This window comes from Rahnella bonaserana (genome assembly GCF_019049675.1).
Classification (GTDB): Bacteria; Pseudomonadota; Gammaproteobacteria; order Enterobacterales; family Enterobacteriaceae; genus Rahnella; species Rahnella bonaserana.
Genome location: NZ_JAFMOW010000064.1, coordinates 261,259 through 272,960, shown reverse-complemented (window position 1 = coordinate 272,960; position 11,702 = coordinate 261,259). Strand labels below are relative to the sequence as shown.

Sequence of the window (11,702 nt, the reverse complement as noted above, 5' to 3'; positions counted from 1 at the left end):
GCGTTTCAGCCTTTGAAAATCAGCTGAGAGTTCGCGCGGTTGCGGAACTGGAGCTGATTGATCTGAATGTTGGTGCAGTTCGCCTGTTCGCGTGCGGCGAGGATCATGCCGTGATGTTCAGATTTGGAACACACCGGATCGGCATTATCAGCATTGCCGGTCAGCATAAATGCCTGACAGCGACAGCCGCCGAAATCCTTCTCTTTTTCAGAGCAGGAACGGCAAGGTTCCGGCATCCAGTCGAAGCCGCGGTATTTGTTAAAACCGAAGGAGTCGTACCAGATTTCCTGCAGGGTATTTTCCAGTACCGACGGGAATTCCACCGGCAGCTGGCGCGCGCTGTGGCACGGCAGCGCCATACCTTCCGGCGTGACGCTCAGGAAAATAGCGCCCCAGCCGCCCATGCAGCCTTTCGGACGTTCTTCGTAATAATCCGGTGTCACAAACAGCAGGTTGGCGAGATTACCGTTGCCCGCCATTTTCTCACGGTACTGATGCACCACATTTTCGGCGCGGGCGATCTGTTCGCGGGTCGGCAATAATCCTTCGCGGTTGAGTTGCGCCCAGCCGTAAAACTGACAGGTCGCCAGTTCGACGTCATCGGCATCCAGCTCAATGCTCAGGTCGATAATTTTGTCGATCTGATCGATGTTATGGCGATGCAGCACGAAGTTCAGCACCATCGGATAACCATGGGCTTTTACCGCTTTGGCCATCGCCAGTTTTTGCTGGAACGCTTTGGCGTTACCTGCCAGCGCGGCATTCAGTTCTTCGTCGCTGGCCTGGAAGCTGATCTGAATATGATCCAGACCGGCTTGCGCAAAAGCATCGATTTTCTTTTCCGTCAGCCCGATACCGGAGGTGATCAGGTTGGTGTAAAAACCCAAATCACGGGCGGCGCGGATAAGCTCCGGCAAGTCTTTACGCACCAGCGGTTCGCCGCCGGAGAAACCGATTTGCACCGCACCCATTTCCCTCGCTTCTTCAAATACTTTGATCCACTGGGCGGTGGTCAGCTCTTTTTCCTGTTTGGCAAAATCGAGCGGGTTCGAGCAATACGGACATTGCAGCGGGCAACGGTAAGTCAGTTCGGCCAGCAGCCACAGGGGCGGTTTGACCGCAGGTTTAAGCAGGTTCACGGAAGGTAATCCACTTTTGTGCATGGGCCAGAGCGAAGAAATCTTTGACGTCATTATTCACGCCACCGGCCTCCGGGAAGCGTTCATTCAGTTCATCAATGATATTGGCAATCGTCCGCTCGCCGTCGACCAGTTGCAAAATAAACGTCGCACTGTCGTTGAGTTTCGCCATCCCTTCCGGATACAAAATCACGTGGCAGTCCTGCGTTTTTTCAAACTGCATGCGGTAGCCGCGACGAAACATTGGTGTGTAGTGTTCGGTTATGGTGATCACAGGAGTCGTCCTTTGTGCCAGACCGCCTGTTGCGTCACGCTGTGGTACGGCGGGCGGTTAAGTTCGTAAGCCAGGGTCATGGAATCGAGCATGCTCCACAAAATGTCGAGTTTGAATTGCAGGATTTCCAGCATGCGCTGTTGTTTTTCAACGGTATCGCAATATTCCAGTGCCAGTTGCAGACCGTGTTCGACGTCGCGATTCGCCTGACTCAGACGGCTGCGGAAATAACCGTAACCCTCTTCCTCGATCCATTGGTAATGCTGCGGCCAGGTGTCGAGACGCGCCTGATGGATTTGCGGGGCAAACAGTTCGGTCAGCGAGCTGCATGCCGCTTCCTGCCAGACCGCGCGGCGGGCAAAGTTAACGTAAGCATCGACGGCAAAACGCACGCCCGGTAAAACCATTTCTTCTGAAAGCAGCACATCACGATCCAGACCGACCGCTTCACCCAGACGCAGCCAGGCTTCGATACCGCCTTCACTGCCGTCATAACCGTCGTGATCAAGAATGCGTTGCACCCATTTGCGGCGGGTCAGCGGATCCGGACAGTTGGCCATAATTGCCGCGTCTTTCAGCGGAATGCTGGTCTGATAATAGAACCGGTTCGCTACCCAGCCCTGAATTTGTTCGCGCGTCGCCTGACCATTGTGCATCGCAATATGGTAGGGATGATGGATGTGATAGAACGCGCCTTTGGCACGCAGCGCCTGTTCAAATTCTTGCGGCGTCATCGGTGACGTCGGGTGTGAAGAAGTGGTCATAATCGTATTTACCTAAAGTTCGATGCGCATCCCGTCCCGGCTGACTTCGATATTCTGCTGCGTCAGCGCCTGCCGCTCGGCAGAGGATTCATTGAGGATCGGGTTGGTATTATTAATATGGATGAGAATTTTGCGTTCTGCCGGCAGGGAAGAAAGCAGGGCAATCAGCCCCTGTTCTTCGGCAAGCGCCAGATGGCCCATGTCTTTGCCGGTATTGCGGCCGACGCCGGTGGTCGCCAGCTCATTGTCCTGCCACAGCGTGCCGTCGATCAGCAGGCAGTCAGCTTTATGCAGCCATTTCAGCAGTTCGTCGTCCGGCTCGCCCAGACCCGGTGCATAAAGCAGCGAGGTGCCGGTTTTCGTGTCTTCAATAAACAGCGCGATGTTGTGGCCGGGCAGCGGTTTGCCGCGGTATTTCGAATAGGGCGGCGCGTTACTCAGCAGCGGAATGGCGGTGAATTTCAGATCCGGGCACACGGCCACGGAGAAGCTGTTCTCCGGCTTGATAGCGTGGTGTTGCAGGCCGCCATTCCAGTGCGAAAGCATGGTGAAAATCGGGAAGCCGGTGGTGAGATCGTCGTGAACTTCCGGCGTGCACCACACCTGATGCGGGCAGCCTTCGCGTAAATTCAGCAGACCGGTGCAATGATCAATCTGGCTGTCGGTCAGGATGATGGAACCGATGGCGGTGCCGCGCAAAACGTCGTGTTTAATCAGTTCTGGCGTGGCGGCAATCTGGTGGCAAATGTCCGGCGAGGCGTTACACAGCACCCAGTCGGTGCCGTTGTCGCTGACGGCGATAGAAGATTGCGTGCGCGCGGAGGTTTTCATGGTGCCATTGCGCACGCCCTGACAGTTGCTGCAATTGCAGTTCCACTGCGGGAAGCCGCCGCCCGCCGCTGAACCAAGTACGATAATTTGCATGTGTGAACCAGGGGAAAGGGAAGGAAGATGCCCACAGCGAACTGTGGGCATAAGGGCTTAGCGGTTAGAAATGTACAGCGTCACTTCTAAGCCTAAACGCAGGTCTTCGAAAGAAGGTTTAGTCCACATGATAACGTCCTTTTGGTGATTACAGTTTTAAGTTCACTGCCGCTTTTATTGCGGCAGGTGATCGGCTTATTGTCAAATATCGCTGGTTTGGCTACAAAAATGTTGCGATGGTGCCAGACCGATATTGCCCTGTAAGCCACAGGGATTAGCGCAAAATGCCGGATGAAAAACTATTCACCCCACGTTTGCTTTAATACTTTCAGCCAGTTGCGGTACGCAATTTTTTCGATCAGTTCGGCACCGTAGCCCGCATCAGACATAGCCTGAATCAGTAACGGTAATCCGGCGACATCACCGAGGGCATCAGGCACATTGATGCCATCGAAATCCGAACCAAAACCAACATTTTCTTCGCCCAGTTTACCAAGAAGGTTATCAAGATGTTTAACAATTTCGGTGATCGGGGTGTCGCCATTACGCTTGCCATCAGCCCGCAGAAATGCGGTGCCGAAATTCACGCCGACAAAGCCGTCGCTTTCGGCGATGGCCGCCAGTTGTTTATCCGTCAGATTGCGCGGTTGCGGGCAAAGTTCATGGACATTTGAGTGAGTGGCGACCAGCGGGGCATCGCTGAATTTCGCCGTCTGCCAGAATGCTTTTTCGTTCATGTGCGAGACATCGAAAAGCATTTTTCTACGATTGCATTCACGCAGTAAACCAAGCCCGGCGGGCGTCAGTCCGTCACCAGTATCCGGCGAACCCGGAAAATCACCCTTCACGCCGGTACCAAACTGATTCGGTAAATTCCACAGGGGGCCGATGCTGCGCAGCCCTTTTTCATACCAGAGATCCAGCCGCGAATAGTCGTCACCCAGTGCTTCCGCGCCCTCAATATGCATCACCACTGCCAGCACGCCATGCGCAATACAATGCTCAATTTCGGCGACTGTCCGGCAGATTTTTGCCCGCCCGGACGACTGCGTTTCAATACGTTCGAGCAGTGAAATCTGCGCCTGGGTGATGGCTAATGCGTCATGCGGTTCAGCCGGAGAATTCGGCTTCAGTTGCGGCATATACGAAGCAGGTGGTACGAAAATAGCAAATAAACCGCCTGCGAAACCGCCCAGACGACAACGCCTGAGATCGAGATGTCCTTCAAGTGTGCCATCAAGAAACAGGGCAGCAGGATCTGCTGCGTCATGCAGCCACAGGCGAAGTAACAGGTCGTTGTGACCGTCAAAGACAGGGGGATTGGGGATGGTGTTCATGATGTTAATGGTACTTTATAAATTCATGTTGAAACATGGAGAATTATGTAAGTTTTGGTTTTTTTGCACGGAACGGTGCAAAGGGGGCGACTTTAAAATCAATTTCCAGGTCAAGGTCAAGACCGTGGGTTGCCACCCAAACTGACCTTAAGGTCAAGGTCGTGGGCGTCGGCCCACACCGACCAGAGACCCGGTAACGCGCGGGCCTCTGGACTCCGCGCTTTTTTAACTGCGCGCTATCGCGGGCACGACGGACATGTTCCGGCGCATTTGTGAGTGGCGCAAAATGTCATCGCTTCGCAATTCCCGAATTTCAGGCTTCGAGCCTAAGGTCTCGAACCGTTCATTCGGTGCCATTTTTGATCACGCCAATCAACTTATCTAAAAGATAAATCCATTCCGTTTTTGATTTTAAGATCGTGCGGGCGATTCAGAAATCTTGCTGAACGGAGCGGCCTGAAGACCTCAGGCTTCAGGACCGAGAGAAGGCACCGCGAAGCGGCAAGATTTCCAGCCTGTCGCTGTGGTTGCTGAAACATAGCCAGCGAGCGGAGCGCGTATTGAAAAAGCGAGGGGAGTTCAGAGGGGAAAAGCCTTTCCCCTCTGGTCGGTTTCGGCGCAGCGCGTCATGTGACCGCAGCACTTGAGAAACCGAAATATTCTCGATCCAGCCCTCACTGCAAGTGAAAAACCGAAATTTACCCGTTCTGCCCTCACTGCAAGTGATAAGCCGCAATTGCTGCGGCCTCAGCAAATCAGAAACTATAGCTCGCCGTCACCGACACATTCCGCGGCTCGCCATAGACCACATACTGGTTCACGCTGGTGTCATATTCCTTGTCGAACAGGTTGTTGATGTTGCCCTGCACGGCCAGCTGTTTCGTAACCTGATAGCGGCTGAACAGGTTGACCAGCGCATAGCTGCCTTGTTCTGCATAACGGGTACCGTTACCGCTCGGGCCAGGGACATCCTGCCAGACGTGAGTCTGCCAGTTCACGCCACCGCCGACGGTCAGATCCTGCAACATCGGCAGACGGTAGCTGGAGAACAATTTCAGCTGGGTGCGCGGCAGTTGCGGGTTAACCGCATCACCGTTTTCATCTTCTGCAATGTATCGGGTGCCGCCGAACGTCATCTGCCAGTTATCGGTCAGTGCGCCGTTCACTTCAAATTCCACGCCACGGCTGACGGTGCCGTCTTTCCCTTCATACGCCGTATCGGTCGAGCCCGGGATTGTTCGGCCGGTACTCTGCGCAACGTTGTCCAGTTCTGCGCGGAAGATGGAAACTGAAGCCGTCAGGCGGCTGTTAAACCAGTCAGATTTAACCCCGGCTTCATAGTTTTTACCGATAACCGGGGAAAGATACGCGCCGCTGATATCACGGTAGGTTTGCGGCTGGAACACCGAGGTGTAGCTCGCGTAGGTCGACCAGGTATCGTTAATGTCAAACACCAGACCGGCATATGGCGTGATGTTGTTCTTCTCAATCTGATCGGTCAGCGTGTGCGAGTTCCAGTTGGTGTAACGCGCCCCGACGATCAGATGCAGCGGATCGGCCAGTGAAAGACGTGTCGCAACATAGGCTGACTTTTGACGAATCGTGTCGTCTTCGGCCAGAGAACGCGGGTTCCAGTCCGTTTCAGGGAACTGCCCGTTGAAATCATTAAAGTTGCCCAGCTCTTCAGTGGAAATATTGGCGAAGGAGCTGTAATAGGTGTTCTGTTGTTTGCTGTAGCTCACGCCGGTCATCATTTCGTGCTGACGGCCAAACAGCTGGTACGGACCGCTGGCAAAGGCATCCACGCCATCGACTTTACGCTTACCGGTGTTATAGCCGGTACCCGCAACGACCGGATATCCGGCATAGGCCGATTCACCGACGCCGGTGGTTTTATCGAATGTCCCGTCGATATACATCATCTTAGAGTCGATGTGCGATTCGGTATGCGTGCCGTTCAGGGTCGCCTGCCAGCCGTTGTCGAAAGACTGTTTCAGGGTGGTGAACAGTTTGGTGGTTTCTTTATCGCTGTAAGCCCAGTCCGGTGCCGAGTTAAAACCACGGCGATAGTCGGTTTTGCTGCCGTCCAGATACCAGCGCGGCATGCCGCCCCAGGTCGGGCTGTCGGTGTTGGTTTGCTGGAATTCGTAGCCCGCCGAAAGCAGGGTGGAATCGGCCAGGTCAGCATCCACGGTGGCATATACGAATTTTTTGGTCGCGCCGTAACGTTCAACGTAGCTGTTTTTATCCTGATAACCGGTGACAAGACGGCCGCGCACGCTGCCGGATTCATTCAGCGGGGTTGATAAATCCGCCACATAGCGTTGTTTGTTCCAGCTGCCGTAATTGGCGGAAACATTGCCGGTAAACTCTTTACTGTCGGCATGTTTACGCACCTGGTTGACGGACGCTGACGGATTCCCCGGACCGGTCATCAGGCCGGTCGCGCCACGGACAACTTCGATACGATCATAAATGGCCGTGTCGGACTGGGAATCACCAATATCCCAGCGTGGGTCAAAGGTGGTCGGGATATTATCAACCATGTAGTTGTCGATCAGAAAACCGCGCGCGTAATAGGTGCGGCGGTCAAGGTCAGAGACACTTTCCTGGATCCCGGTGGTATTTCGCAGCACATCACCCAGTGACTGAAGCTGCTGATCCTGCATACGTTGTGTGCTGATAATACTGACGGACTGCGGGATATCGCGTGCAGTCAGCGCCATTTTGGTGCCCGCGGTGGTGACCGGAACACTGTAATCGGTCGCTGCGGTATCTGCAGCGCTGGTGTCGTTCTGACCGGTGACGACCACAGTGTCTTCAGGGGTGTTTTTTGCGCTGGCTTCGGCTGCATAAGCACTATGCAGTGAAGATGAAATCAGAAGGGCGAGGACGGAAAGTGAAAGTGTCTTTCCTGAATTATTTTGAGGGTTTTCCTTAACACTCCTGACGACATAATTCCCTGAAAAATCGAACATAACTATTCTCCACGCGGTTATTTTATTATTTTTTAAGCCACTGCATTTTTGTATGAATTCGGCTTTATCTGCATGAGCAAACCCCGCCAGAATCCCCCGGAACAAGGGCTGGACAAGATAAAATGGTCATGGTTAATAAAGCGAATGAGAATAATACGCATTGGGTTTACTGCTGTAAATAAATATTACAGGCGCGGGGAGAGGGTGCGTGGGTTGGCCGCCAACACTGGCCTTAAAATCAAGACCGTGGGCGTCGGCCCACACCGACTTGATGTTGAATTTAAGATCGTGCGGGCGATTCAGAAATCTTGCTGAACGGAGCGGCTTCGAGACCTATGGCTCGAAGACCGAGAGAAGGCACCGCGCAGCGGCAAGATTTCCAGCCTGTCACTGCGCTACCTGAAACATAGCCAGCGAGCGTTAGCGCCTGTTGAAAAAGCGAAGGGAGATCCAAGAGGGAAAAAGCACTTTTCCCTCTTGGTCGGTTTCGGCACGAAAGGCTACGTGATAACCGTTGTTAAGAAACCGAAATATTCTCGATCCAGCCCTCACGGCGAGTAAGAACCCGAAATATCCTCGATCCAGCCCTCACCGCCAGGTGAGAACAATTTGCAATTAAAAATCCATATTTTAGCCATTAAGAAATCTAGACATCTAAACGTTCGTTTTGTAGAGTGTCATCACCTGCCGTGTTAACGATTGATTCGGCTAAGAAAAATACGATGGTGGTGACACAATGTTCAGTAACATTAAAATCCTCGATGGCGGCATGGGTCGCGAACTGGCCCGGATGGGCGCTCCTTTTCGTCAACCAGAATGGTCTGCGCTGGCGCTGATGGAGGCTCCGCAGTTTGTGCGTGCTGCTCATGATGCCTTTATCGCTGCCGGTTCTCAGGTGATCACCACCAACAGCTACGCCGTCGTGCCGTTCCACGTCGGGGAGGGTGTTTTTGCTGAGCAGGGCGCGGCGCTGATCGCACTTTCCGGAAAACTGGCGCGCGAAGCGGCAGATGCGGCTCCGGCCAAGGTGCTTGTTGCGGGTTCGCTTCCTCCGGTTCTGGGTTCTTATCGCCCGGATCTGTTCGAACCTGTGGCGGCTAAAAAATTACTTCAGGTGCTGGTGGATAACCTGACCGGTAACGTCGATGTCTGGCTGGCAGAAACGCAGAGTTCTGTGGCGGAAGTTGAAGCGGTGCGTGATGTGCTGGGCGATGACCCGCGTCCGCTGTGGCTGTCCTTCACTTTGCAGGACAATCTCGACCCGCAGGGCAACGCGCTGCTGCGTTCCGGCGAATCCGTTGCTGAGGCGGTGAATGCTGCGCTGCGGATATCCGCCGGTGCGGTGCTGTTCAACTGCAGCCGTCCGGAAGTGATGGCGACGGCGGTGAAAACCGCACGCGCTGCACTGACCGCGCAGGGATCGGCGCTTGATATCGGTGTGTATGCCAATGCCTTTGAACCTTCCGATAACACCCGCGGTGCCAACGAAGGGCTGAGCAAAATGCGTCAGGATACCGATCCTGCCGGATACCTGGATTTCGCCAAAGACTGGGTGGCGCAGGGCGCGACGATGGTTGGCGGTTGCTGCGGCATCGGGCCGGAACACATTGCGGCGCTGAAACAGGCCTTCGTTAAATAACGTCCATAAAAAGAAGAAGTCACATTTTTTATTCTGAAGGGATCCTTCGGAGACAGGGGAAACACATGATTGATCGTCGTTCGTTTATTAAAAGTGCGGGGGCACTTACCGTTGCAGCGGCAACGCATTCTCTGTGGCTGGGGAATGCTTTTGCTGCGCAGGCAGATAAACCGAAAAAGGGCGGCCATCTGGTCGTCGGCGTGGATAACGCCTCAAGCACTGACCGTCTGGATCCGGCGTTCTGGTTCGAAACTTACATGTATTTCGTCGGCTCGCAGATGTTTAACAATCTGGTGGAAATCGACGAAAACGCTAAACTCGCGCCGTCGCTGGCCGAGTCGTGGGCTTCCACTGATAGCAGCAAAACCTGGGTGCTGAAAATCCGTCAGGGCGTGCAGTTCCATGACGGTCGTTCTCTGGGCGCGAAAGACGTGGTGTATTCCCTCAATCACCATCGTGGCGAGAAATCCACTTCGCCGGTGAAAGGGTATCTGGATCCGGTCAGTTCCATTGAAGCCACCGGTGAACATGAAGTGACGATCAAACTCACCGCGCCGGACGTCGAATTCGTCTGGCTGCTGAGCGCCGTGCATTTCGCCATTACCGCTGAAAACGAAAGCTTTGATAAAGGTATCGGTACCGGCGCCTTTATCCTGGAGAAATTCCAGCCGGGTGTCACCACGCTGACCAAACGCAATCCGAACTACTGGAACAGTGAACGTGGTCATGTGGATTCGGTCGAAACGCTGGCAATGAACGACTCTACTGCCCGCGTGGCCGCGCTGGTCAGCGGATCGGCGCAACTGATTAACCGCGTGAATCCGCGCATTGTCAGCCGCATCGAGCGTATGCCGAATCTGAAACTGGTGCGTGCTAAAGACAGCATGATTTACACCTTCCCGGGGCTGTCGAATCTCGCGCCGTTCGATAATGTGGATGGACGTCTGGCGCTGAAATACGCCATCGACCGTCAGAAAATTATCGACACCGTGCTCGGCGGTTACGCCAGCGTGGCCAACGATAACCCGATCTTCCCGTCGAACCGTTACTTCGCGAAAGACATTCCGCAGCGTCCGTACGACCCTGAAAAAGCGCAATTCCACTGGAAGAAGTCTGGTTTCAGCGGTCCGCTGACGCTGAATGTGGCGGATGCCGGTTTCCCCGGTGCCGTTGATGCCGGTCAGATTTATCAGCAATCCGCGGCCAAAGCAGGCATTAACCTGAATGTAGTACGCGTGCCGGACGATGCGTTCTGGAATGACATCTGGCAGAAGAAAGCCTTTGTTTCGTCTAACTGGGCGAACCGTCCCACTGCCGATGCACTGCTTTCACTGGTATTCACCAGCCAGTCCTCGTGGAACGAATCGGCGTGGCATGTGCCAGAGTTCGATGCGATGGTGAAAGCCGCACGCGGTGAACCGGACGAAGCGCGCCGCAGGCAGATTTATCACGATATTCAGGTGATGCTGGTCGATCAGGGCAGCGAAATCATTCCGCTGTATGCCGACGCTCTCGACGGATGTTCCTCCAAAATCAAAGGGTTTACTTCCGTTCCGGGGATGCCGCTGAGTGGCAACCGCGCGGCGGAAAAAGTCTGGATCGAAGGCTGAACCGGGTAAAAACATGTCTGACTTATCTGCACAACAGAAAGCGACTCAACGGCCTGCGGGCCGTTTTTCGCAACCTCATTCCGGCCTTCTGAGCATGGTACTGGTGCGCCTGTTTTATGGCGTGCTGGTGGTGCTCGCTGTCTCGGTGCTGATTTTTGCCGGTGTGCAACTGCTGCCGGGCAATGCTGCGACGGCCATTCTGGGCCAGAGTGCGACGCCGGATGCCATTCGTGAACTGAATCTCCAGCTTGGGCTGGATAAACCCGCCGTCAGCCGGTATCTGAGCTGGTTGTCTGGCGTGCTGCACGGTGATTTCGGCACCAGTTTTTCTACCCGTGAAGCTATCAGCGGCCCGCTGTTTACCCGTCTGGGTAATACGCTGTTTCTGGCCGGATGCACCGCCGCGATTGCGGTTCCTCTGGCGCTGCTGATCGGGTTTATCTCAGTGCGCTATCACGGCAGTGTTATCGATACGCTGCTCAACGCGATCACCCGCGCGACGGTCGCGTTACCGGAGTTTTTCTCCGGTTATCTGCTGATCCTGATTTTTGCCATCACGCTGGCGTGGGCACCAAGCAACAGCAGTATCACTGCAGATATGCCGCTGATGGCCAAACTTTCTGCGATCTCCCTGCCGTGCGCCACGCTGGTGCTGGCGATCCTCGGGCATATGAGCAACATGACCCGCGCTGCACTGATTGCCGCGCAAAGTTCGGCGTATGTCGATACCGCGCTGCTGAAAGGGCTGTCTCCGTCGCGCATTTTATGGCGTCACGTTTTACCCAATGCTATCGGGCCGATTATTAACGTCGTGGCGATTAATCTGGCGTATCTGATGGTCGGTGTGGTGATTGTCGAGAACGTGTTTGTGTATCCGGGACTCGGACAATACATGGTCGACAGCATCAGCAAGCGTGATATTCCGGTGATGCAGGACTGCGCGCTGTTACTGGCCGGTATTTATATCCTGCTGAATTTGCTGGCGGATGTGATGGCGCTGATCTCAAATCCGCGTTTACGCCACAACCGCTGAATCT

10 protein-coding genes are annotated in these 11,702 nt (G+C 54.4%); 3 read left to right on the top strand and 7 right to left on the bottom strand.

Annotated features, from left to right (window positions below):
• Positions 1–5: 5 nt before the first annotated feature.
• From pqqE to fhuE, 7 genes are all read right to left on the bottom strand, one after another.
• Entirely contained in the window at positions 6–1,139 is a 1,134-nt protein-coding gene (gene pqqE, locus J1778_RS15315) for a pyrroloquinoline quinone biosynthesis protein PqqE (RefSeq protein WP_420804082.1), read from the bottom strand.
• On the bottom strand, positions 1,126–1,383 hold the full coding sequence (pqqD, locus tag J1778_RS15310) for a pyrroloquinoline quinone biosynthesis peptide chaperone PqqD (RefSeq protein ID WP_238484750.1): 258 nt from the start codon (positions 1,381–1,383) through the stop codon (positions 1,126–1,128). The genes pqqE and pqqD overlap by 14 nt, the downstream gene beginning before the upstream one ends.
• Before the next feature lie 26 nt (positions 1,384–1,409).
• Complete coding sequence (gene pqqC / locus J1778_RS15305) at positions 1,410–2,177, bottom strand: pyrroloquinoline-quinone synthase PqqC (protein ID WP_129638868.1); 768 nt, start codon at positions 2,175–2,177, stop codon at positions 1,410–1,412.
• Positions 2,178–2,189: 12 nt separating this feature from the next.
• Positions 2,190–3,101, bottom strand: a complete 912-nt coding sequence (gene pqqB / locus J1778_RS15300; protein WP_217173899.1) for a pyrroloquinoline quinone biosynthesis protein PqqB — start codon at positions 3,099–3,101, stop codon at positions 2,190–2,192.
• Between the two features lie 57 nt (positions 3,102–3,158).
• Positions 3,159–3,230, bottom strand: a complete 72-nt coding sequence (gene pqqA / locus J1778_RS15295) for a pyrroloquinoline quinone precursor peptide PqqA (protein WP_013578120.1) — start codon at positions 3,228–3,230, stop codon at positions 3,159–3,161.
• A gap of 170 nt (positions 3,231–3,400) precedes the next feature.
• Positions 3,401–4,438 carry a dipeptidase gene (locus tag J1778_RS15290; RefSeq protein ID WP_217173898.1) on the bottom strand — a complete coding sequence of 346 codons (1,038 nt, stop codon included), beginning with the start codon at positions 4,436–4,438 and terminating at the stop codon, positions 3,401–3,403.
• 755 nt (positions 4,439–5,193) lie between these two features.
• Complete coding sequence (fhuE, locus tag J1778_RS15285) at positions 5,194–7,416, bottom strand: ferric-rhodotorulic acid/ferric-coprogen receptor FhuE (RefSeq protein WP_217173897.1); 2,223 nt, start codon at positions 7,414–7,416, stop codon at positions 5,194–5,196.
• A 736-nt stretch (positions 7,417–8,152) separates the two neighbouring features.
• Between fhuE and J1778_RS15280 the strand changes: the two genes are divergently transcribed.
• The 3 genes from J1778_RS15280 to J1778_RS15270 all read left to right on the top strand — a co-directional run bounded on the left by J1778_RS15280 (position 8,153) and on the right by J1778_RS15270 (position 11,698).
• Positions 8,153–9,055 carry a homocysteine S-methyltransferase family protein gene (locus J1778_RS15280; protein ID WP_217173896.1) on the top strand — a complete coding sequence of 301 codons (903 nt, stop codon included), beginning with the start codon at positions 8,153–8,155 and terminating at the stop codon, positions 9,053–9,055.
• A gap of 68 nt (positions 9,056–9,123) precedes the next feature.
• Positions 9,124–10,665 carry an ABC transporter substrate-binding protein gene (locus tag J1778_RS15275; RefSeq protein WP_217173973.1) on the top strand — a complete coding sequence of 514 codons (1,542 nt, stop codon included), beginning with the start codon at positions 9,124–9,126 and terminating at the stop codon, positions 10,663–10,665.
• A gap of 94 nt (positions 10,666–10,759) precedes the next feature.
• Positions 10,760–11,698, top strand: a complete 939-nt coding sequence (locus tag J1778_RS15270; protein ID WP_217173974.1) for an ABC transporter permease — start codon at positions 10,760–10,762, stop codon at positions 11,696–11,698.
• Positions 11,699–11,702: the final 4 nt, after the last annotated feature.